This window comes from Nonomuraea jiangxiensis, from assembly GCF_900099965.1.
GTDB classification, from domain to species: domain Bacteria; phylum Actinomycetota; class Actinomycetes; order Streptosporangiales; family Streptosporangiaceae; genus Nonomuraea; species Nonomuraea jiangxiensis.
In genome coordinates, this window is sequence record NZ_FNDJ01000055.1 from 17,555 (window position 1) to 40,648 (window position 23,094).

At 71.1% G+C, this 23,094-nt stretch carries 12 protein-coding genes and 1 pseudogene; 5 read left to right on the forward strand and 8 right to left on the reverse strand.

Going from position 1 to position 23,094, the window contains the following annotated elements:
- Positions 1-38 precede the first annotated feature (38 nt).
- Both BLS95_RS53180 and BLS95_RS53185 read left to right on the forward strand, forming a co-directional pair.
- The gene (locus BLS95_RS53180; protein ID WP_090947265.1) at positions 39-368 is read left to right on the forward strand and encodes an ArsR/SmtB family transcription factor; all 330 of its coding nucleotides are present in this window, start codon (positions 39-41) and stop codon (positions 366-368) included.
- Positions 365-754, forward strand: coding sequence for a VOC family protein (locus tag BLS95_RS53185; RefSeq protein WP_090947266.1), 390 nt, complete (start codon positions 365-367; stop codon positions 752-754). Before BLS95_RS53180 ends, BLS95_RS53185 begins: the two co-directional genes overlap by 4 nt.
- 9 nt (positions 755-763) lie before the next feature.
- Here BLS95_RS53185 and BLS95_RS53190 read toward each other — a convergent pair whose 3' ends face one another.
- Entirely contained in the window at positions 764-13,822 is a 13,059-nt protein-coding gene (locus BLS95_RS53190; RefSeq protein ID WP_090947267.1) for a hemopexin repeat-containing protein, read from the reverse strand.
- A gap of 195 nt (positions 13,823-14,017) precedes the next feature.
- Between BLS95_RS53190 and BLS95_RS53200 the strand changes: the two genes are divergently transcribed.
- The gene (locus BLS95_RS53200) at positions 14,018-15,580 is read left to right on the forward strand and encodes a hypothetical protein (RefSeq protein ID WP_143044318.1); all 1,563 of its coding nucleotides are present in this window, start codon (positions 14,018-14,020) and stop codon (positions 15,578-15,580) included.
- Between the two features lie 39 nt (positions 15,581-15,619).
- On the opposite strand, the gene BLS95_RS53205 is transcribed toward BLS95_RS53200, so the two are convergent.
- Positions 15,620-16,534 (reverse strand): CE1 family esterase, encoded by a 915-nt coding sequence (locus BLS95_RS53205; RefSeq protein ID WP_090947270.1) that lies wholly within the window; start codon positions 16,532-16,534, stop codon positions 15,620-15,622.
- 306 nt (positions 16,535-16,840) lie between these two features.
- Positions 16,841-17,437: a TetR/AcrR family transcriptional regulator gene (locus BLS95_RS53210; protein ID WP_218136460.1), complete on the reverse strand. Its 597-nt coding sequence runs from the start codon at positions 17,435-17,437 to the stop codon at positions 16,841-16,843.
- A gap of 140 nt (positions 17,438-17,577) precedes the next feature.
- Between BLS95_RS53210 and BLS95_RS53215 the strand changes: the two genes are divergently transcribed.
- The gene (locus BLS95_RS53215; RefSeq protein WP_245765831.1) at positions 17,578-18,474 is read left to right on the forward strand and encodes an NAD(P)-dependent oxidoreductase; all 897 of its coding nucleotides are present in this window, start codon (positions 17,578-17,580) and stop codon (positions 18,472-18,474) included.
- 3 nt (positions 18,475-18,477) lie between these two features.
- Here BLS95_RS53215 and BLS95_RS53220 read toward each other — a convergent pair whose 3' ends face one another.
- A complete protein-coding gene (locus BLS95_RS53220) occupies positions 18,478-19,020 on the reverse strand; it encodes a DUF302 domain-containing protein (protein WP_090947273.1) in 543 nt (180 codons plus the stop codon).
- Positions 19,021-19,190: 170 nt separating this feature from the next.
- Between BLS95_RS53220 and BLS95_RS53225 the strand changes: the two genes are divergently transcribed.
- Positions 19,191-19,502, forward strand: a complete 312-nt coding sequence (locus tag BLS95_RS53225) for a VOC family protein (RefSeq protein WP_090947277.1) — start codon at positions 19,191-19,193, stop codon at positions 19,500-19,502.
- Here the strand turns inward: BLS95_RS53225 and BLS95_RS53230 are convergent.
- The 4 genes and pseudogenes from BLS95_RS53230 to BLS95_RS53245 all read right to left on the reverse strand — a co-directional run.
- Complete coding sequence (locus BLS95_RS53230) at positions 19,493-20,968, reverse strand: FAD-dependent monooxygenase (RefSeq protein ID WP_218136461.1); 1,476 nt, start codon at positions 20,966-20,968, stop codon at positions 19,493-19,495. The two genes, BLS95_RS53225 and BLS95_RS53230, sit on opposite strands and share 10 nt — an antisense overlap.
- Positions 20,965-21,588 (reverse strand): acyl-CoA-like ligand-binding transcription factor, encoded by a 624-nt coding sequence (locus BLS95_RS53235; protein WP_245765832.1) that lies wholly within the window; start codon positions 21,586-21,588, stop codon positions 20,965-20,967. Before BLS95_RS53235 ends, BLS95_RS53230 begins: the two co-directional genes overlap by 4 nt.
- 42 nt (positions 21,589-21,630) lie before the next feature.
- Positions 21,631-22,647: an aldo/keto reductase gene (locus BLS95_RS53240; protein ID WP_090947274.1), complete on the reverse strand. Its 1,017-nt coding sequence runs from the start codon at positions 22,645-22,647 to the stop codon at positions 21,631-21,633.
- A gap of 152 nt (positions 22,648-22,799) precedes the next feature.
- Positions 22,800-23,094: pseudogene (locus tag BLS95_RS53245) on the reverse strand (IS110 family transposase); the annotation flags it as partial.

The following is a 23,094-nucleotide window of genomic DNA, read 5'->3' on the forward strand; positions in this document are numbered from 1 at the left end:
TTGACAGGCAAGTCGCTGCTTGCGTATCGTTCTCGCTCGTGGGAGATGTCTTCAAGGCCCTGGCCGACCGCACGCGGCGGATCATTCTCGACGAGCTGACCGATCGGAACGGCCAGACGCTCTTCGAGATCTGTGCCCGCCTGACGAGCAAGCACCAGCTCGGTTCGTCGCGGCAGGCGGTCTCTCAGCACCTTGACGTTCTGGAGGCCGCCGGCCTGGTCGAGACCAGGCGCGAAGGCCGGTACAAGTTCCACTACATCAACACCAGCCCGCTCGAACCGATCATCGAGCGGTGGCTCAAGAAGCCCGAGCAGGACGCCGGCCGCCCGGAGAGCGGCGCCGACGCGGACGGAAGGGGACCGATATGAGAATCAACATGACGAGTGTGCTCGTCGACGACCAGGAGAAGGCGCTGCGCTTCTACACAGACGTGCTGGGCTTCGTGAAGAAGCACGACGTCCCGGTGGGCGAGCACCGGTGGCTGACCGTGGTGTCCCCGCAGGACCCGGACGGCACCGAGCTGCTGCTCGAACCCGGCGTCCACCCGGCGGTGCCGCCGTTCAAGGAGGCGCTGGTCGCCGACGGCATCCCGTTCACCTCATTCGCCGTCGACGACATCAAGTCCGAGTACGAGCGGCTGTGCGGCCTCGGCGTGCGCTTCACCCAGGAGCCCGCCGACATGGGTCAGGTGACCACGGCCGTGCTCGACGACACCTGCGGCAACCTCATCCAGATCGCCCAGCACGCCGGCTGACCCGACCGGTCACAGGGCCCGGTAGCTGATGACGAGACCGACGTTGAGCAGGGCGGCGGGGTCGCCGTCGGCCACCAGGGTCAGCGGGCCGGCCCGCAGTCCCGGGGTGCGCAGCGGTCTGCCGTCCTCCAGCGGCAGCTGCTGGTCGCCGTCGAGCAGGAGGCGGACCTCCTCGTCGCCGTCCAGCGCGTACTTCGCGTAAAGGCCGGCGATCTGGCTGCCGGTGATCCTCGGGAGCGTCTCCGACGTGATCGGCAGGACGAGCCCGCCCTCCTCTCCCGCGAGGAACGCCGCCCATTCGCCCGGGAACTCGGCGGCGACGTCGATGAACCGGGACGTCTGGTACGGCACCCGCATCCCCCTGACCGCGTTGGCGAACACCGCGCCGCCCTGCTCGGCGACGTACTTGACGACGATGCTCACGTCGGCCAGGTCGTCGGTGGGCAGGTCGGCGGTCTCCAGCCGCCAGGTGGACACCGCGCCCGTGCCCTCGAACGGAAGATACCTGTCGTCGTCGTAACGCAGCTCGAACAGGCCGTTGTTGTCGCGGCCCTCCTCCAGGCCGGACAGCGCGATCTGCTGGCCGGCGCGCCAGTCGAACCGTACGGACCCGGGCGGCTCGCCCTTGCCGTCCATCAGGTAACGCACGGCCTTGAGGTCGGGGGACAGGACCGTCTTGTGGCCGAGCTGGGTGAGCGTGGCGTTGATCTCCAGCGGCCCGTCCGCGCCCTCGAAGAGCACCGACACGGTCTTGATCCTGCGCCGGTAGTGGCCGGGGAAGTCACGGTCGAACAGCGCCTCGGTGAGGGAGAGCTCGCAGCGTCCCTCGGTCCTGAGCTTGAGCAGCGCCACCGGGTCGAGCTCCAGCAGCGACACCCGCTTGACGATCTCCAGCCCGCGGCCGTCGCCCTCCAGGTACGCCTTCGCGAGCCGGTCCAGGTCGAGGCCCAGGCTCTCGCCCGCCATCAGCCCCGCCCGCCTGCTGTCCCAGTACGCCGGCTGGACGAAGGTGTCGGTGACCCCGCGCTCGTACTGGTAGGCGCGCTCGGCGGCCCGGGCGGTCTCGTGGGCCAGGTTGTAGGTCTGGAAGTACAGTGCGCCGAGCCGCCCGGCCATCCACCGATACAGCTCGGCGTTGGTGAACTTGCCGGTGAGGAAGGTCGTGACGGCCTCGGCGTTGGCGATCTCCCTGTCGGTGATCTCCAGCTCGCGTCGGGCGATCGCGAGCCCCTGCTCGGCCTCGGCCACCTGATGGCCGAGCTGGACGATGTCGGCCTGGGCGAGCACGAGCTGGTGGCGCCAGTCGCCTTCCTGGCGTTGCTGCTCCGCGCGTATGCCGAACAGCTCGCCCATCATGCCGAACCCCTCGCCCATCGACTCGGAGATCTCGGCGCCCTTGTCGAGGCTCTCGCCGACGTTCACGCCGCCGTACTCGGTGCCCATGATGAACGGGCCGATGGACACCTGCGGCAGCGAGAACGCGATCGCCGCGCCGAGCCGGAGCCCGGCGGCGGCGAAGTGCGCGTTCACGGCATCCGTCATCATGCCGATCTGGGCCTGCTGGAACGAGGTGAGCCCGGTGGCGATGAGCTGCTCGTAGTAGGTGGCGCGCTCGTTGGCGCTTTCCAGGGCGGCCCGCGTCTCCTGGAGGCTCTCCGTGGCGGCCGTGACCTGCGCCTCCTTGATCGCGCGGGTCATGAGCTGGATCTCGCTCTCCTGCCGGGCCCGCACCAGCGAGAGCTCCTCGCTGTCGCGCCGCTCCAGCACGCCGGTCAGGTCGTTGCCGAACTGCCGTACCTTGTCGGCCAGCTCCTGCGCCTTGCGGAGGGTGTAGGCGAACCGGTGGTGCGGAACCGCCGCGCCCACGCCGGTGGCGGACGCGCCGGGCGCCAGGCCCGCGGCCGCCCCCGTGACCAGCGCCATCACGTCGGCCGGCGGCTCGAACAATGGCAGCGGCCGGCTGACGCCCATGATGTCGAGCGAGGCCCTGATCTTGCGCAGGCGGTCCTCGACCCGCGTCCAGTAGTCGCCGAGCACGGTGTTGCCCGGGACGAAGAAGTACGGGTGCGCGACGCCGCCGTGCACGGCGCCCATCCCGTCGAGCATGCGGCCGCCCGCGGTGATCCTCGCGACGGCCGGATTCTGCCTGCCGGCGTGGCTCAGCTCGCTGAAGGTGCTGGTGGGCGGCAGCGTACGGGTGCCGATGCCGTCCGGGCGCCGCCCGAGCAGGTCGTAGGCGAGGATGTAGAGCATCCGCGCCGCGTCGACGCTCTCCATCGTGTACTGGCGGAAGAGCAGGTCGCCCCAGTCGAGCAGGTTGTCGACGTAGGCCATCACCACCGCCCGCCGGTAGGCCGTGGGCCGCAGCCCGGCGATCGCGTGCGGGTCGAACGGGTCGTCCCGGTACGCCTTCAGCAGCGCGCCGTGGTCGCCCATCAGGTCGTACTGCCGGCGCAGCCGGGCGAGCATGGCGACCTTCTCGCGCAGCGCGGCGCTTCCCGGCAGGTCCGCCAGGTCGTCGTCGATCGGCTTCAGCAGGCCCGGCGGCACCAGGGGCGTGGCCAGGTTGTCGAGCAGCGTGATCTCGTCCGCTTCTAGGGGACGGGCCTGCTCGAACGCCGGGGCCAGGCCCAACACGTCGTCGAGGACGTCTCTGAGCGCGTCCCCGAGCGCGTCCGGCACGCCCTCGGAGCCGAGCGCGTCGAGGTCGGCCCGGCACCCGGCGACCAGCGCGCGCACGTCGACCGCGAGGAACGGCAGGAACCGCCAGTACCTGTCCTGCTCCGAGGGGTCGAAGACGTACTCGTACCAGCGCCTGGCGTCCTCGAAGCGCTGGGCGTCGTTGAGCGCCTGGGCGATGAGCATGGGCGCGTGGAAGAAGATCTCCCAGTAGTAGCGGCCGTTGGCGCTCTGGAAGTCCAGGTGCGAGCTGGTGGGCACGCCGGCGACCTCGGCCCGCACCTGGATCGTGGTGGGCCCGGTGACGGCCTGGCTGAAGGCGGGCAGCTCGTCGGTCTCCTGCGTCTGCGGGGCGAGCAGCGCGGGCACGCCGCCGACGAGCAGCCGCCGGTTGAGCTCGTACGCGGTGCTCGACGTGAGCCTGATGATCTCGTGGGGGTGCGCCGCGAACTCGTACGGGCGCTCGATGGCCGCGGCCTTGGAGTAGGCGGCGTAGTCGGCGCCGAAGAACAGGAACAGGTGCCCGGCGGTGTCCATCGCGCCGGTGAAGCCCGCGGGGAAGCCCGGCGGCAGCCCGTGCCAGTTGCCCTCGACGGAGCGGAAGGACTCGGGGGTCAGGGCGTCGAGCTCCTGCGTGGCTTCGAGGATGGCGTACTTGCCGTCGCCGAGGACGTAGTGGCGGTCGTCGCGCCGGAAGACGGCCTGGACGGGGTGCTGCAGCGGCTTGGGGTAGTCCTTGTCGATGAAGGGGGGTACGGGGCCGTTCGTGGGGATCGTGTAGCGGACGTACTCCAGGCCGCTGACGAGATAGAGGTGGTCGCCGGATCGGTAGGCCGCGTCGACCACGCCGTTAGTGGTGAGGTTCGTGGGCATTTTGCCGAGGTGGCGGGTCTGCTGGTCGCCCGAGACGCTGCTCTGGCTGTGCTGGACGTAGACGCCGCCCGTGTTGTCGAAGTAGTACTGGGTCTCGCCGTAGGAGAACGCCGCGCCCATCTCCGGCCACCGCGGCAGCCTGTCCTCGTTGGTCGCCAGCGGCTTGGGATAGCCCTTGTCGGGCCGCCGGCCGTCGGAGTAGGACCAGTACTGCGCGCCCGCGAAGGCGAACAGGGTGCCCTGGCGGAGCACGACCGACGTGATTCCGGCGTTCTCCGGCGGCTCCCACCGGTCGACGCCGTCACCTGACGACTTGTTCGAGGACGGGCTCCGGACATGGCGGAGCTTCCCCGAGAAGAAGTACTCGGTGCCGTCGGGCGCGCTGAACGCGGCGTCCAGCCGCTCCCACCGCGGGAAGTCGTCGTCGTTGGTGGCGAGGAGCCGGGGGTAGCCGGGTTCGAGCACGCCGAAGGGCTTGTTGCGGAAGCAGTAGTACTGGGTGCCGGAGAACACGTAGGTGAGCCGGCCTCTGACCAGCACGGCGTTCACCCGGCCGGTCTCGGCCAGCGAGTTGTGGATCCAGCCCCACTGGTTGGCGGTCACGGTGTCGGTGCCGCGCGGCGGGCCCGTGGTCACCTCGCGGAAGCGCTGCGTGCTGTTGTCGAAGTAGTAGGCGGTGCTCTCCGACAGCTCGAAGCCGGCGTTGATCTGCGGCAGGACGGGCAGGTGGTGGGCCTCGTCGGCCAGGTCGAGCAACCGCGGGTCGTCGCCGGAGCCGACCGCGATCGGCCGGCACAGGAAGCTGCCGCCCTTGTGGTCGACGCTGAACCAGGGGCCGTCGGGGGAGGCGGCCGGGCTGTTGAAGCGGACCATGCTCGCCTCGTCCACCGACTCGGCGAAGATCTTCGACAGCTCGATGAGCTTCGCCGGTTCTGCTTCCGCGTCCACGGGCACCGCGTACAGCTCGGGGGTGAGCGCGTACGCCGTGGACACGGTGGCCGTCGTGTTCTCCGGCGCGGGGAGGTCGTACGAGCACGTCACGACGATCGAGTCGTGCCGGCCCTGGACGCCGTCGCCCGGCAGCGTGGCCGACGCCTGGACCGACAGCCGTACGTTGCCGATCGGCCCGTCCTCCAGCGGGCCCGCGGGCAGTTGCTGGGCGGGGACCCACTCGCTGGTGAGGTTCTGGAAGGAGTAGAGGATGCGTACCCGCTGCTTGGCGGACTCGCTCTGGCCGGCGCCGGCCTGGTCGGGGGCGACCTCACCGGCGGTCGTGGTCTTCGGCGGCACGGTCTCCGGCGGCACGGTCTCCACCACGGTCCAGAAGACGAAGACGCGGCCGAAGGCGTGCACCGGGTCGACACGGTCGGCGTCGATCTGGACGTCCACCTTGACCCACGGCTCCCAGGTGGCGGAGAGCTTGTCGCCGTCGCGGAACTCGGCGCCGCGGAGGTAGTGGCGGCGCGGTTCCGTCCTGGTACGGCCGAACAGCACCAGCCGCCGGGTGCCCGGCTCGGCGCCGTCCTCGGTGTAGACGTAGGCGCCGGCGATGGCGAGCCTGGACACCTCGGTGTACTCGTCGAGGTACCTCTTGTAGGCCCGCTGCACGGACTCCTCGGTGATCTCGCCCTGGAGCAGGTCGTTCTCCAGCTCGCGGAAGGCCGGGGTCTTGGTGTCGCGCAGCTCGGGCCTGAGGTAGTTCTCCGGGTAGAGGAAGACCTTCCGGTTGGCCTCCCAGATCCGGTAGTCCTTCAGCCACGACCACCAGGTCTTGATCCGGTCGCGGGTCTCCCGGTCGGCGGTGACCTCCTCCAGGTCGAGCAGGTAGCGGTGGAGGTAGAGCTGCGTGGCGGCGATGGCCTCGCGCACCGGCGAGGTGCTGCCCTCCGCGCCCATCTCCACGTCGATCAGCAGGCGCTCGTACAGCGCGCGCACGTCGGCGAGGTCCGGGTGCAGATGGAGTACGGCCGGTACGAGCGCGTCGCGTTTGAGCACGTTGAGCTCACCCTGGACGATCTTCGAGACGGCCGGCCACGCCTCGGGGCCGTGCTTGCGCTCCAGCATCAGGGCCAGCCCGTCACCCGGGTCCTGCCTGCTCCACGCCTGGGTGTAGATCCGCGAGGGGCCCGCGCCGAACGTGGCGCTCAGCGCGAACAGCCGGACCAGCCTGAGGACGAACTCGATCTCGAACCGTTCCTCCTCGGCCGGGAACTCGGTGATCAGGCCGGCGTTCCGCTTGACCCAGCGCAGCTCCTCCACGTCCCAAGAGAACAGCTCGGCCAGCCGCTCGTACGGCTCCGCGGCACCCTCGCCGAGCAGCTCGACCAGGCCGGGGCGCATGCGGGCCAGCTCGGCGAAGCAGGCGATGGTGTGGACGTCGGTGAGCCGGTAGTCGGCCGCGTCGGACCACCTGTGCCGGAACGTCTGCGGGAAGGTGCGGTCGAGCGCGTCGTAGCGGCCCGAGTAGCGCACGTACAGCTCGCCCTTGGCCAGGTAGGTGCGGCCCCGCAGGACGAACGCGCCGTCGATGCCCAACCCGAAGTCCTCGGGCAGGTCACCCCAGTCGTGCTTGATCGTCCGCGGGTAACCCTCCTCGACCAGGTCGGGCACGCCCGGGCGGTAGCGGACGTACTGGTCGCCGCGGAAGGCGTACAGCTCGCCGCCCGGGGCGACGAACGCCGCGTCGATCGTGTCGCTCCCGGCGAACTCGTTGCGGATTCTGCCCCACAGGTCGGCCAGCGGGCGTACCGTCCCGTCGCTCAGGAAGGTCGTGCCCTTGAACAGGTAGAGGTCGCCGTCGAGGGTGCGGAAGGCCGCGTCCAGCCCGTACGCGAAGTCCGCCGGCAGCGCCGGGACGTCCAGCTCGTCGGGCAGCGACGCGGCGATCGAGCGCGGGTAGCCCTCGTCGACCTGGCCGTAGTCCGCGCCGGAGTAGCGCACGTACTGGTCGCCGGAGAACAGGTAGGTGTGCCCGCCGGCGACGAACGCGGCGTCGACCTTCTCCCTGTCCACGATCGCGTTGCGGACCCGGCCGAGCGAGGCGAGGTCGTACGCGGCCGCCCGCCCGCGCGAGACGACGTGCAGGACACCGCCGACGACCAGGTAGGCGGTGCGGCCGTTGGCCACCGCCGCGTCCACCACCCGGCCGGGCCCGCGGGCGGCCACGGCGTCCTCGAACGCCTCGCCCAGGTGGGCGAAGGCGGGCTCGGTCCGCAGGCCGCCCGCGATCGGCCTGGGATAGCCCGGGTCCACGTAGCGGTAGTCGGCGCCGGTGTACCTGACGTACTGCCCGCCGGAGAACAGGTACGTCGTGTCGTCGCCGAAGACGATCGCGGCGTCGACCGCGGCGGTGTCGTCGTCGGGGACGAACGGGTTGAGCGACCTGCCCCACCGGTCGCGGATCTGTGCGGGCGGCTCGAAGGCGCGGTTGGCGTAGCGGGCGTACTGCTCGGTGAAGAAGAAGTAGGTGGCGCCGTCGGCGGCGGTGAACGCGGCACGCAGCCGCTCACCGGGCTCCAGGCCGCGGCCGAAGCCGCGCCAGATCCGCTCGATCGGCCGCGGGTGGGACCACTGCCCGGTCTCCTCGCTGAACTGCACGCACTGCTCGCCGTTGAGCAGCAGCATCGTGTCGCCCTCGAACAGCACGGCGGACGGAACCGGGAAACCGTCGGGCGCCTTCCAGAAGGTCTCGTCGGTCAGCGCCGGATAGCCGGGGTCGGGCTCCAGGTACGGGCCGTACTCGCCGGTGTAGACGACGTAACGCATGGCGCCCGTGGCGTCGGGGTGCTCGAACAGGTAGGTGACGCCGTTCCTGAAGTAGGCGAGCGTGACGCCGGTCAGGCCGCCCCAGCCGTCGCTGATCGGCCTGGGCTCGCCCTCGATCGTGTCCAGCGCGGCCGAGTAGACGACGAACTGGTCACCGCGGAACAGGTAGGTCCTGCCGTCCCTGCCGACGAAGGCCGCGTCGACGGCGTTGTCCTGATAGATCATGTTGCGCGGCCGGCCCCACTCCTGGGCCACCGGGTAGTCGTGGTTGATCGCGGTGTCGTAGCAGTTCGGGCCCTTGAACAGGTACGTCCTGCCGTCGGCGCCGGTGAGGACGGCGTCCAGGCCCGTGCGGTACTCCTCGGGAACCGTGCGCAGCGTCAGCGGGTGGACGTCCGTCGCGCCCGGCGGGCCCTCCAGCGCCGCCCGCCGCGTCCAGCGGCCGTTCCGCTCGACGAGGACGGCGCCGTTCTCGACGAACGCGCACGACAGCCCCGCCAGATCCAGGTCCGCGTAGGTCCGGTACAGGGTGTCGGAGACGACGTGCCACCGGCCGCCGCGGAACAGGTAGACGTTGCGCCGGTCGGCGAAGGCCGCGTCCACCCCGTCGAGCGGCACGTCGAGCGCCGCCATGCGCGGCTCGGTCCGCAGCGCGCCGAGCGGGCGCGGGTAGCCGTTCTGCACGACCGCGTAGTCGTGGTCGGCGTAGCGGACGTACTGGTCGCCGGAGAACAGGTAGGTGTAGGTGCGCGTCACCTCGGCCCCGTCGACGAGCTCGACGGCGTCCATCACCAGCGTCGCGTCGACCCGGCCGGTCCGCGCGATGGTGTTGGCCACGTTCCCCCAGAAGGCGCTCACGCTCGCCGGGAACCGGTCGTCCACCCGCGTGTAGTCGCCCGTCGAGTAACGGACGTAGAGGTCGCGGCGGAAGACGTACGTCCGGCCGTCCCGGCCGACGAACGCCGCGTCCACCTGGTCGAACGGGATGCTGTCCCACCGCTCGTCCAGCCGGTACGGCTCGGACCACCAGCGGCGCCGCGCGTCGAACACAACAAAGCGGCCACCGGAGAACAGGTACGTCCGGTCGTCCTGGCCGGTGAGGACCGCGTCGATCCGCGCGAAGCCGGGGTCGGTGGCCAGCGTCACCGGCAGGTTCCACCAGTTGTCGGCCAGGGGCTTCGGATATCCGGCGTCGGGGACGGTGTAGTCCCTGGTCGAGTAGCGGACGTAGAAGGAGGTGTCATCGCCGGACACCTTGATCCGGTCGCCCGCCCGGCGGATCGTCAGCACGAGCGAGCGCTCCGCGGTGACCTGCCACGCCGGCGCGGCGCCCGTGACCCGCGCGTCGTCGGGCACGGTGATGCCGTGCTCGCGCAGCCGGCGGCGGAGCGCGGGCGACAGCCGCCCCTCGGACAGCTCGGCCTCGTACCCGGCGGGCAGGTCGAGGATCTGGCCGGCCGGGCCGAACAGGTGGGTGACGCCGTCCATCACGAACGCGGCGTCCACCCGGTCCAGCCCGCCCCAGTCGCCCGCCACGGCCCTCGGGTAGCCGAGGTCGGCGACCGAGTAGTCGGCCGTGGAGTAACGCAGGTAACGGTCGCCGCTGAAGACGTACGTCCTGCCGTCGCGGCCCACGAACGCGGCGTCGACCCCGCCGCCGGGCAGGACGGGCGCGAGCCTGCCCCAGCGTTCCGCGGTCGGCGTGACGGCGCCCGCGCGGGTGGGGCCGAGCGCGACGGTCCTGCCGTCCTTGAACAGGTGCACGACTCCCGAGCCGTCCTCGAAGGCGGCCTCGATCGAGCCGTCGAACCCGGCGGGCACGTCGGGACGCCACGTCCCGATCCTGCGCGGGTGGCCGTCGGCGACGCGGACGCCGTCGTTCTCCGGGCTGTCGGTGTAGCGCACGACCTGGTCGCCGGCGAACAGCAGGAAACCGTCCGCGTCCGCGTACGCGGCGTCGATCCGCTCGGCTCCGGCGAACGCGTTGCGCGGCGTCCCCCAGTGCTCGGCCAGCGGACGCTCGGTCGTGCCGTCGAACCAGCGGGAGCCGCTGAACACGTGGGTACGGCCGTCGCGGCCGTGGAAGGCGGCGTCCACGGCCCTGCCGAAGCCCTCGGGCAACGGCGTGTCACGGCCCTCGCCCTGCCACCATTCGCCGACGGAACGCGGGTAGCCCTCGTCGGCCACGGTGTAGTCGGAGCTCGAATAGCGCACGTACTGATCGCCGCTGAACAGGAACGTCCGGCCGTCGGCGTCCACGAAGGCGGCGCCGATGCGCGCGGCGGGGTCGGCGAAGGCGTTCCTGACCTTGCCCCAGACCTGCGCTTTCGCGCCCCACCTGGTGCCGCCGCGCACCCGGGTGAACGCATGCGACTTCCCGTCCACGCCCCTGCCCACGATCCACTCGGTGCCGTCGGGCTGCACGAACGCCGCGTCGATCGCCTCGATCCCGGTGAGGTTGGGCGACAGCTCCTTCAGCTCCCTGGGCTTGGGATCCTCCAGCGCGTGGGTGGCGGCCGAGTACATCCAGTAGTAGGGGCCGTCGAACAGGTAGATCTTGCCGTCCCAGCCGGTCAGCAGCGCGTCGAACGCGCCGACGCCCGGCGGCAGCGCCAGCGGCTCGGGGAACTTCCCGGCCAGGTCCTGGTCGCGGAAGGCGAGCCGGGTGCCGGTGGCGTCCAGACCGAGCTTCGCGGCCAGCCGCGCGAACCGCTTGACGCGCCGGTACACGCGCCGCACCTGCGGATCGGACAGGGCGGCCACGGGCCCCTCGACCAGCGCGGGCACCAGCAGCAGGTCGAGCGTGTCGGGCGCGACCGCCTGGCAGAGCACCTCGACGACGTCGGCGGGCACGCCGAAGCCGTCCTGGAGCACCCCCATGACCGCGTCGTGCTGGGCCGCGGCCAGCTCGTCCACCCGGCCGGCGATCTCGGCGACGGCGGCGGCGGTCTCCTTGGCCACCTGGTGCAGGACGAAGAAGATGTCCTTGGCGTAGTCCTCCAGCCCGGGCAGCGCGAAGCCGATTGCGTTGGTGACCGTGGCGAAGTAGGCCACCCGGTCCTCCGGGATGCCCAGGGCGTCGTCCAGGTGCCCGTCCGCCACGAGCATCGCCACCAGCTGCTCGCGTTCCTCGTCGGTGAAGCCGAGGTCGGTCAGCGCCGCCGGGTCGATCCGGTACGGGCGCTGGGCCGCGAGGATCCCGGCGATCCGCCGGGCCACCAGGGCGCCGTCGCCCTCGGTGAAGCCGTCGCCGAGGGCGAGCCCGCCGGCGGGGTCGGTGAACAGGTCGCGGGCGTCCTCGCGTATCCGGCCCCGCTCGGTGACGTCGCCTTCGAGCCGGTCGATGACCCGCTGGGCCATCGCCTCGTCCGCGACCGGGACGAAGTCGGCGGGGGTGAAGGTGTACAGCTCCAGCCTGACGGCCGCGATCCGGGCGCGGATCGCGGCGAGGACCGCCCGGCGCATCGGGTAGAGCTCCAGCGGGAGGCCGAGGTCGTCGGCCGTGAACGCGGGGGCATCGGCGCCGTTCTTGCCGAACACGTCGTTGCTGCCGAGGACGCCGTTCCGGTCGATGACGCCGTTGTAACGCAGCCCGTCGATGAGTGCGGCGACCTGCGCCTCCGGCAGCCTGAGGGTGGCGACGACCTCGGGGTCGATGGTGATCTCGGCCGTCCGGAACAGCTCGACGCGCTCGCGCAGGGTGTCCAGCACACCCGCCTCGACCTCCGTCAGATCGGCCGAGGCCGTGAACTGCCCGGCGTTGCCGGGGTCGGCGAAGAAGGCGAGGTCCAGCACCTGGCCTTCCTCGTCGATCCAGCCGTTGTAGAGCAGGTTGTCGTACAGCTCGGTCTGCTCGGCGTCCGTCAGGTCGGGGAACAGCTCGGCCACGTCGGAGAGGTAGTAGGCGTCCCGCGCGGTCGCGATCGCCGCGAACAGCGCGGCGGACAGCTCGTCGTAGTCGCCCGCCAGGGACAGCTCGGCGGGCAGTGTCTCGGTGACGAGCAGGCCGTCGGCGTCGAGCACGCCGGAGAGCACCAGGTTGGTGAAGACCTTCTCGGCCACCGGGCCGTCCAGGCCGAGGCCGAGGAAGTCCTCGCGGCACAGCACGCCGAGTTCGGTGACCGTCCGGTAGGCGGCGGCGAGCACGGTGGCGGGGTCGGGCCGCAGTAACCGGGGGTCGTGCGGCGAGACCACGCCGTTGTCGTAGGCGGCGAGCACGTCGTGCACCACCTGCGCGCCGCGCTCGTCGAACCGGTCGGACCGCAGCGACCCGGGCGACAGGGCGACGCCCTCGAACCTGTCGCGTAGCCCTTCGAGCAGGCCGAGCTGCTCCTCCTCCGGCTCGGACGCCGCCGGGTCGCCCAGGATCCGGGTGAGCTCCCCGATGCCGAAGCCGGACTCGCGCGTCCAGGCGTTGACGGCGACCAGCGTCTGCACCAGCCACAGGCTCGCGAGCGGGTCGTCGCCAGCGAGGATGCGGTGGCAGTCGCCGATGCCGGGCTCCAGCACCGGGAGCACGGGGAAGGTCGTGTAGCGGCGCAGGGCCGGATCCGCCTCCAGCGCCCCCAGCAGGGAGAACAGCTCCTCCACCGAGACGCCCAGGGCCGACAGCAGGCGGCCCGTACGGTGCAGCGCCGACAGCGCCCGCGGGCCGATGCCGCGGTCGAAGGGGCTCTCCTCCAGCGGGCCGTCGTAACGGGCGCGGTAGCGGCTCACGACCTCGACGATGTCGGACTCGGCCAGGTCCAGGGCGAGTGCCAGGTGCAGGCGGTAGTCGCGGTTCTGTGGTGCGAGGAGGTCGCCGGTGGGCGGCGGCACGTCGTCCACGGTCAGAGGGAGCGTCCTGGCGGTCAGCGCCGCGATCGTCTCGACCGGCAGGCCGTACGCCCGGTGCAGGTGGACCGCGGCCGCGAGGGGGCGTAGCGCGCCCCGGTCGAGCTTGCCGCCGCAGCAGGAGGTCAGGAGGAGGTCCAGGTCGGTGAAGGACAGGCCGGTACGCCGCGCCAGCCGGACGAACCGCCCGGCACGGTCGAACCAGGACACGTGAATCGGGCTGGAATCGCCGGTGACCAGCGTCAGATCGTCAGGTGCCACCCGCACGACGGGACCGCCCGCGTGCACGAAGAACGTCGCGGGCGAGCGCTCCGAGAGCGGGTCCTGGTAGAGCAGCTCGCGCAGCTCGGCTCCGGTCATCGAGGTGGCGGCGCGGAACGACTCGACGCTGCCCAGCTTGCCGTGCGGCCTGCCGTACATCTCGGCGACGCCGCCCGCGGTGGCTCGCACGGTGGTGATGGTCTCGACGTCCTTCGGCGACAGCCCGAGGCACTCGTGCGCGATCCTGTCGCCGTCGGTCCGCGCGGCGAACAGCGTGGCGAACGCGACCGGGTCGACACCGAGATGGCGCAGGTAGGTGACCACCCTGGCGTGATCGAGGGAGAAGGGCAGCGCGAACGGGTGGTTGATCTTCTTGAGTCTCTCGTACGGGTCCGCTCCTACCAGCCCCTCCAGCACCCTGATGACGATGTCGAGGTAGGGCGTCTGGGTGAAGGTGTTCTCGGTGTCGAGCGGGATCTGCTCCAGGTCGGGCCGGCGCCCCAGGATCGAGGCGTCGCCGAACGAATCCTGGAGCAGCTTGAGCAGATCGGTCAGGTAGGCGGCCGGCGAATAGACCGTCCTGGCCTCGTCTCCTGCCCGTAGATCGAGCTCTCCGAAGAGCCGTTCGTAATCAGGTGTCCCAGCATCGCCGCCCATGCCGCGCCCGCCCCCTCAACCGTCCCCGGTCCCACCCTGCTTGGAGCCGCCTCATGCTCTCCTATCGCTGAAGGAAGGGCCATTCACCGGAAAGGTGATAAATGCGGACCGTCAGCGGCACATCACCGGCTCATTGACCGGCTTGGTTCGCTCGCATAGCGTCCGCTCACGTGTACCCCAAGGAGGGCGAGCCACATGAGCGATCAACCGCCCGGAGCGCCCGCCTCCGGCAAGGGCACCCTGCAGGGCACGAGCAGCCAGAAGGGGAGCACCAGGACCAACCAGCTCAAGCAGGCCCAGGACAAGGACATGGTGCTGCACTCCACCGAAGACCTTTGGGACATCATCACTCCAGGCTCGAAGCCGCCTGCCAAGCCGGATGCCAAGCCGCCTGCCAAGCAACCGGGCAAGCCAACAGCGGTCCCGCCAGTGGTAGAGCAGGTTGACACCACCCCGCCGAGTAGCTTGAACAAGCGCAAGCGCAACTCGGAGCGCATCGAGAACAACCAGCGCCGCAAAGTCGTGTCCAACGTCGATCGTCAGGTGCTGCCCGGCCAGAAGCCGAGCAGCACGACAAGCGGGCAACCGAAAAGCACTGCGGAGAGCGGCCCCTTGGTGGGCGGGGATGCGCCGATCATCATCACCGGCCCCGACGGCAAGGGCGGCATCGCGCTCCTGACGCACGGCGCTCAGACCCAGGCCGCCCTGGATCGCGACTACCTCTACCAGGTCCTGACGAAGATCCGCAACAACGACATCTTCAGCGACCTGATGGCGCGGGTCGTCCGCGGCAAGACCACGAGCTGGGCGCAGATGGTCGCGGACCATCAGAACCTGCCCCCTGACCAGCAGTTGCCCCGCGAGGTGCTCGAAAGGCTCCTGCTCGTGCCCGAGAACGTCGGCATCGTGGTGATCGACCGTGCCGGGTTCGCAGGCCTCGAAGTCGACCTCGTCCAGAACCCGGAGCTGCCCCAGGCCGGCTACACCCCGTCCCTTCACACGATCGAGATCGACTCGAACGCCGAGGATGACCCGTACATCGCCGGGGTGGACGCGGGCGGCTATTGGCTGTACTTCAAAAGGATGCTTTTCGAGCTCTGCAACGCCGGCCAGCGCGAAACTCTGATCCGCATCGACGACGAGGTCAAGAAAGGCGCCGTGGACTGTGTCGTCTACACCCTCGCCCATGAGGTCGTGGAGTCCATGACCGAGGAGATCCGCGACGACCACTGGGCGCAGGTGTTGAACAGCAAGGACTGCCGCACCATCATTGATGAGAAAACCGGTAGAACGAAGGTGCTGAACCCGAAGCCCACAAAGAGCGATCTGTTCACCACGCCGATCGCCCCCAATCGGGAGAAAAAACTGCAGGACTCGCTTACCACCTCGCATCCGGCCCTCTACATCGACGCATGGCAACGTTTATCGCCGAATCACGATGCCATGATCAAGCCTGACTTCAGTCGCACCAACGGGCGGCTGAGCGCCATCAGAAAGGGCGTCATCCAGCTGACCACGTATCCGGTGGGAACTGGTTTGGTGGAGGACTTCCTGTCCTACGTCAACGAGAAATGGGACGCCGCGCTGAACCGCACCCAGACCCCCAACCTGGTCACTCCGGTCAGCGAAAAAAAGTCGCAACCGACGTCGAATGTAAAGCCGAAGCAGCAGACCAAGAAGTCGACGCAGCAGAAGCCGACCCAGCAGAACAAGGGGTCGGGCACCGGTCGCACAGGCGGCCCCAGGAAGAAGGTGTGAACGGCCCGTCCGCGGGATGGGCCGTTCCTCGATCGGGCCTTACCAGGTGAGGCGGCGGGTGTCGGCGGACAGCAGGAGGGGAGCGGCGAAGCGGCAGATCTCCTCGGCCGCGTCGAACTCCGTGGTGACCGGCTCGCCCTCCTCGGAGGGCATGGGCACGCCCGGCAAGCCGTGGCCGAGGCCGAAAACCGTCCAGGCCGAAACCCGGGTCCCGCCGACGCCGTCGCAGGCCGTCACCCGGCTGGAGAACTCGCTGTCAACGGCCTGTCCAGGGCCGGGTGGGCACCGGTCGATCTCCCGCCAGCGCTCCGCGCTCTCCTGGAGCGACAGCGTACGGCCGCGGAGTTCGCCGTTCGGGCCCCGCCGGCGGGAGTAGCCGCCCTCGATGGGCGCGAGCCGGTCGGCCGTGCCGTGGATCAGCAACGCCGAGACGGCATACGCCGGGCGCAGGTCGCGCAGCGCGGCGGGCATCGTGCCCGCGACCGCCGCCAGCACGGCCACCCGGTCGCCGGCGGCCAGGGCCAGCCGTTGGGCCATGAAGGCGCCGTTGGAGATGCCCGCCACCACGGTCCGGTCCGGCGTGGTGCCGTACCGGGCGGCCGCGTGGTCGATCAGCGCCCGCAGGAAAGCGACGTCGTCCACGCCCGCCTCGTCCGCGCTGGTGACGCCCCGGCCGTCGGCCCAGCTGCCGCCGTGGCCGTCGGGGTAGGCGATCACCCACCCGCGGGCGTCCGCCTGCGCGTCGAACGTGGTCCACTCGCGCATCATCCGGCTGCCGGCCCCCTCCTCGGGATGATTGCCATGCAGCACCACCACCAGCGGCCGCGGCTCACCTCCCGCGACCGGCGGCCGGGACTCACCCTCCACGGCCGCACGCGGCACCCGGAACGTGCAACCACGCACCCGCCCGCCCACCATCAGCTCACCGGTCACCACCGCACCATCGCTCAACATCCGCCCAGTCTCCCCCACATCGGGGTGACCGGCGTGGGGGACCGCCGCCCCGGCACCGCCGCCAGCGCTCAGCGGCCGGCACCCCTGCCAGGCCGGAAGCCGGTCCAGGGGGAGACCGGCCGGGACGCGGTCTCGTCGGAGGACAGGCGGGACGGGCCGCTCGACCGCGGGTCGGGCTCGCCCGGCCACTTAACGGCCACCGAAACGGCCACCGAAACGGCCACTGAAGCGGCCACTGAAGCGGCCACTGAAGCGGCCACCGATTCGGCCACCGAAACGGCCACTAAACGGCCATCAAACGCGGGCTCAGTCCGCCACCGTCTTGGGGACCGCGGCGTCGAGGAGGGGGCCGAGTTCGCCGGACACGGTCCTCAGGGCGCGGACGTCCCGCTCGGCCCGGGCGATGACGATCGCCCCCTCCAAAGAGCTGATCATGAGCGTGGCGAGCGCCGCGGCCCGTTCCTCCGCCACCCCCATGCCGGTCAGGGCCTCGGCCACCGAGCCGGTCCACGTGGAGAAGGCGGCGGAGGCGGCCTCCCGCGTGGACGCGGTGGACTCCGCGCAGTCCACCGTGGCGGCGGCGACCGGGCAGCCGCCCGCGAAGCCGGACGTCTCGTACTCGTCGGTCCACTGGCGCACCATCTCGGCGAACAGCCCGCTGGGCGTCGGCTCGGGCAGCGCGGCCAGGAATCGGGCGATCCGGTTGCCCGCGTACCGGCCCGCCCAGGCCACGGCCTCGTTGACGAGCTGCTCCTTGCCGCCGGGGAAGTAGTGCTGGAGCGAACCGCGCGGCGCCTGCGCGTGGGCGGCGACGTCACGCATCCCCGTGGGGCCGACCCCGTCGCGCCGGATGAGCTGGGCCGCGCTGAAGACCATCCGCTCGCGTGGCCCTCGTTCGGACACCGCCATCCTCGACCTCCATCACCGTTCCCCTGACCCTGCCACTCTATGACGGCCGTCATAACGTGGGCTACTATGACCGTTGTCATAGACGGGACGGTCCTCGGGCGTCCCCTCGGAAACGGCGGTGCATCGTGGCGTACGTGGGTTTCGTCGGTCTCGGGGTCATGGGGCAGCCCATGGCGCTCAACCTCGCCCGCGCGGGGACGCCGCTCGTGGTCTGGAACCGCACTCCGGCCAGGTCCGAGCCCCTGTACGCCGCCGGGGCCGAGGTCGCGGCGAGCCCCGCCGAGGTGTTCGACCGGGCCGGCGTGGTGATCCTCATGCTGGCCGACGAGACCGCCGTCGACGCGGTCCTGGGGCGCGGCACCCCGGACTTCGCCGCGCGCGTCGCCGGTCACACCGTCGTTCACATGGGCACGACCTCGCCGGAATACTCGGGCGGCCTCCAGGACGACATCCGGGCCGCGGGCGGCAGATACGTGGAGGCTCCGGTGTCCGGTTCCCGCGTCCCGGCGGAGCAGGGGCGGTTGGTGGCGATGCTGGCGGGCGACGACGACGCCGTGGAGGCCGTACGTCCGCTGCTCGCCCCTCTGTGCCGCGACGCGTTCGGCTGCGGCCCCGTTCCGGCCGCCCTGCTGATGAAGCTCTCGGTGAACCTGTTCCTGATCACGCTGGTCACCGGGCTGACCGAGGCCTTCCACTTCGCCGACCGGCACGGGCTCGACCAGCGCCTGCTCAGCGACGTCCTGGACGCGGGACCGATGGCCAGCGCCGTCTCCCGGATGAAGGCGCCGAAACTGCTCGCCCGCGACTTCGCCGTTCAGGCGGGGGCGGCCGACGTGCTGAAGAACAACCGGCTGATCGCGGAGGCCGCCAGGAAAGCGGGCCTGGCCTCTCCCCTCCTGGACGTCTGCCACACCCTCTTCGAGGAGACCGTGGCACGGGGGCATGGCGGCGAGGACATGGTGGCCGTACTGCGTGCGATCGAGGCCAGGACCGACGACACGGATCGCCGCACGCTGACGACGTCGCGGTGACGGTCAGGTCCGGGCGGTCAGCACGTCGGGGGCGGGCAGGCCGAGGTGGGCGAGCAGCGCGGCGAGCCGGCGGTCGAGCTCGACGCCTCCCCGGGCGATGCCAGGATCGCCGAAGCTGCCGAACCGGGTGCGCGGCTGGTCGATGGCGAACCACGTCTCGCCGCCGGCGTCCTCGTAGATGACCGTACGCAGCGGGGCGTACAGCATGATGGCCGGGTCGTGGCGGTACATGGTCTCGGCGACGGCGTGGTTGCCCATGAGGTATTCGATGCCGCGCAACCGGTGGCCGGCCAGCCGCATCAAGGGGGAGAAGTCGTGGCTCCAGTAGATGATGAACCCGTGCGGCGCGTTCTCCCTCGTCGCCTCCAGGAGGGTGTCCCAGGTGGCGCCCGCCGCGACGAGCCCGGCGAAGCGCTCGGCGTCGTACACCGGGACGGCCCGCTCGTACCGGGCGCGGAAGGCGTCCAGCGGCTCGCCGACGGCGATGGCCAGGCGGTTCACCTCGTGCGGGACGCTCTGGATGCGATCGCGTAGTGATCGCGTCATGGTTCCTCCCGATCGCCGCGACCTGAGGCGGCCGTGGATCCGGCCGTGGCCGCACTCCTGGTATCCCTTGCCGTCTCACCGGCGAGAACACCTGCTTGAATGAGCCGTTTCGGAGGTTTTCCCTATGGTTGCACCGGGGAGCCCGCCGGGCGCTTCCTACAATGGGCGTCGTGCGCATTGATCGACTCGACCATCTGGTGCTGACCGTCGCGGACCTCGACGCCACCGTGGACTTCTACACGAAGGTCCTCCACGAAGCCGGTCACGAGTTCGAGCCGAAGGCCCACCGGCCGACGCCGGGCAGCGCCGACCTGTGCCTGATCACCACCGGCCCGCTGCAACAGGTGATCGAGGAACTGGGCGGGCACGGCATCCCCGTCGAGGAGGGACCGGTCGAACGCACCGGCGCCACCGGCCCCATGCTCAGCGTCTACTTCCGCGACCCCGACCGGAACCTGATCGAGGTCAGCACCTACCTGTGAACCCCCGCGGCGAGGCTGTCGCCGAACCAGGTCCGCAGCGCGTCGTCCAGGGTCTCGTCGGGAGCGCCCGCCCAGGCCACGTAGCCGTCGGGCCGCACGAGCACCGCCTCCGTCGCCTCCACCGGCACCACCTCGACGTGCGAGTGCCGGACGCGGAGGCCGCCGGTGGGGTCGAGCAGCAGCGGGCGGGCCCGCGAGGCGGGTTCGTGGAGCTCGGCGGGCAGGTCGGCGAGGAAGCGGCCGACGAGCGGGTGCGGCGGCGCGGTCGCCGGGTAGGGCAGGTCGACGCCGGCCAGGAGGGCGGCGATGCGGCGGCGGTTGACCTCCTCGGTCAGCAGGTCGCCGAACAGCTCGCGCAGCGCGGTGATCTCCGGCCCGGGGGCGGTCAGGGCAAGCTGGGCCTGGGAGTGCATCGCGACCCGCAGGGCGGCGGGGCGGCGTTCGGCCTCGTAGGTGTCGAGCAGGCCGGGCGGGGCCCAGCCGCGTACCGCCGCGGCCAGTTTCCAGGCGAGGTTCGCGGCGTCCTGGAGGCCCAGGTTGAGCCCGGGGGCGCCCATGGCGGAGTGGACGTGGGCGGCGTCCCCGGCCAGGAACACCCGGCCCCGGCGGTAGTGCCCGGCCACCCGGGTGTTGCGGGCGTTCAGGCGGCGCAGCAGGTAGGGGCCGTCGCCGTCGGGGGCGGCCAGGGGCAGGTCGGCGCCGGTCACGCGGGCCAGGCTGGCGCGCAGCTCGGCGATGGTCATGGGCACCTCGTCGCCGGGCGCCGTGCCGCCCCACTCCATCGAGCTCACGGTCAGCACGCCGGGCCGGGTGGGCAGCATCGCGTACGCGCCACGCTCGGTCCGGTGCCAGGCGTACAGCCCGTACGTGCCGATTCCCGGCACCTCCAGCTCGGCGCGTTCCGGCCGTAAGGCCGCACCGGTCACGACGACCTCGGCGGCGCGGCTAATGACCTCGTCCTGGCGCACGCCCGGGAAATCGATGCCCGCGAGCTTCCTGACGGCGCTGTGCCCGCCGTCGCAGCCGACCAGATAGCGGGTGCGCAGCCGATACGGGCCATCGGGGCCGGTCAGGCTCAGCGTGACGCCCTCGGTGTCCGGCGTGAGGCCGGTCAGCTCGTGTCCGCGCTGGATTCGGGCGCCCACCTCGATCGCCCGGCGCTCCAGCTGCTCCTCCAGCTCCGCCTGCTTGATCCGCATGGCGCTCAGGGGATTGTCCGGGAGCCCGGCCAGGTCCAGCGGCAGCGCGCCGAACATGAAGGCGGGCGCCGGGCCGGGCCGGCCGGTGCCCAGGCCGCGGCGGTGCAGCAGGTGGACGACCTCGCCGACGACCCCGTTGGCCTTGGGCTGGTCGCTGCGGCGCGGCAGGCGATCGATGACGAGCGGCCGCAGGCCGGCCAGGCCGAGCTCGCAGGCCAACATCAGCCCGTTGGGGCCGGCGCCGACGATGACGATGTCCGCGCTCACGTGTCTCCTCGCGTCGAAGGGTCAGGCAGTCCCGCCGCCACCTGGCGCAGCGCCTCGCGCAGCAGCGGTATGAACGGGACGGGCGGGTCGGCGTACAGCCAGCGCCCCACGGTCGTCTGCACGGCGGCGGTCACGGTGCCGGCGACCAGGTGGGGATAGAGGTCGCGGCCGGGATCGGTGCCGGTGCGCTCGGCCACCGCGGCCACCAGCTCCTGCTGGGAGGCCAGGGCCAGCTTCATCGCCTCGGCCTGCAGGCTGGGCTCGTCGACCAGCAGCCGGGTGGCGGCCAGCCGTTCCGGATCGGGGGCGGTGGCCTCGGGGCCGGTGTGCGACTCCCACGCCTGCGCCGTCGCCTCCGTCAGCGCCTGCCACAACGGCTCACCGGGGGGCCGTGCGCGCAACACCGCCACCTGAAGCGCGGCGCGGTCGGTGTGGCGCGCGGCGAGCGCCTCGTACTTGCTGGAGAAGTAGTTGCCGAACGTACGCGGTGACACCCCGGCCTCGGCGGCGATGTCCTCGTTGCGTACGTTGTCCAGCCCGCGCTCCAACGCCAGCCGCAACGCGGCGCTCATCAGCGCCTCGCGGGTGGCCTGCTTCTTGCGTTCCCTCAGCCCGCTCACGCCGCAACCATATACGCGAACTTGCCTAGTCGGCAAATTTGCCTAATGGGCAATATATCGATCGTTCAGCGGGACCGGGGCGTCCGGCGCGATCAGGTGCTCCCGGGTCAGGGCCGTCCAGAACTCCGCCGGGATGCGCTCGCTGAGCGCGGCGACGTCATCGGCGACGTGGGCGGGCTGCGTGGAGCCGGGAACGGCCGCGCGCACGGCGGGGTGAGCCAGGCAGAACTGCAGCGCGGCCGCCTTGACGCTGATGCCGTACCGCGAGCACAGCGCCGTGATGCGATCCACCTTGGCGACGATCCTGCCCGACGCCTGCCGGTACTCGAAGTGGTCGCCACCGGCGGTGACGCCCGAGCTGTAGGGGCCGCCGATGACGAGGTCGACGTGCCGCTCGGCGGCTTCGGGCAGTAGCCGCTGCAGGGCCCGCCGGTGGTCGAGCAGGGTGTAACGGCCGGCCAGCAGGAACGCGTCCGGCCGTGGCTCCTCCAGCCCCAGCGTGAGCTCCAGCGGCTCCACCCGGTTGACGCCCAGGCCCCAGCCCCTGATGACCCCTTCGTCCCGCAACCGCTGGAGGGCGCGGAAGGCGCCGGTGCGGGCCTGGTCGAACACGGACAACCACTGGTCGCCGTGGAAGTCCTGGGACACGTCGTGCACCCATACGAGGTCGAGGCGATCGGTGCCCAGGCGTTCGAGGCTGTCGCCGATCGAGCGCAGGGCGCCGTCCGCGCTGTAGTCGTAGACGATCCTGTTCGGGCGGCCGTGCTCGAACAAGCCGCCCTTCTCGCGGGTCGTGGGGTCCTCGATCTCGTCCAGGACGATCCGCCCGACCTTGGTGCTCAGGACGAACTCGTCGCGCGGATGCTCAGGCAGGACGTGCCCCAGCCGCAGCTCGGCCAGCCCCGCCCCGTAGAAGGGGGCGGTGTCGAAGTAGCGGATGCCGTGCTCCCACGCGGCCCGTACGGTGGCGCCGGCCTCCTGCTCGGGGACGGCCCGGTACATGTTGCCCAGCGGCGCGCTGCCGAAGCCCAGCCGGCCCGGCAGGAACTCGATGCCCATGACGTGGCCTCCCTCCGGAACCACCGGTGCGCCCCATCCGAGCTGGCCCTATCCGGCGGGGGATGCGCCATGCGGGCTTTGCGACATCTTGCGACACCTTTGAACGCCCCCCGCGCCCGAGAGCCGGGTCAGACATCCCTGGAGCTTGGATGTCAAGCCGCGACGTCGTGGGATCGGTGAGACCAAGCGGTTGCCTGGTCGTAGTGGGTTCCGGTTTTGAGGCATCCATGCAAGATGCCGACGAGGCGGTTGCCGACCTGGCGGAGGGCGGCGTTGTGTTCGACGTCGCGGGCGCGTAGCTGGTCGTAGTAGGCGCGGACCTCTGGGTCGTGCAGGATCGCGCAACTGGCTTGCAGATGCAGGGCGTCGACGAGGCGGTCGTTGTGGACGAACCGGGCGTGCACGGTCCGCATCTTGCCGGACTGACGGGTGATCGGGCTGGTCCCG

Excerpts from the sequence above, each read along its gene's own strand:
- BLS95_RS53185 (WP_090947266.1), top strand. The coding sequence starts at position 365 with ATGAGAATCAACATGACGAGTGTGCTCGTCGACGACCAGGAGAAGGCG.
- BLS95_RS53190 (WP_090947267.1), bottom strand. The coding sequence starts at position 13,822 with ATGGGCGGCGATGCTGGGACACCTGATTACGAACGGCTCTTCGGAGAG.
- BLS95_RS53200 (WP_143044318.1), top strand. The coding sequence starts at position 14,018 with ATGAGCGATCAACCGCCCGGAGCGCCCGCCTCCGGCAAGGGCACCCTG.
- BLS95_RS53205 (WP_090947270.1), bottom strand. The coding sequence starts at position 16,534 with ATGTTGAGCGATGGTGCGGTGGTGACCGGTGAGCTGATGGTGGGCGGG.
- BLS95_RS53220 (WP_090947273.1), bottom strand. The coding sequence starts at position 19,020 with ATGACGCGATCACTACGCGATCGCATCCAGAGCGTCCCGCACGAGGTG.
- BLS95_RS53240 (WP_090947274.1), bottom strand. The coding sequence starts at position 22,647 with ATGGGCATCGAGTTCCTGCCGGGCCGGCTGGGCTTCGGCAGCGCGCCG.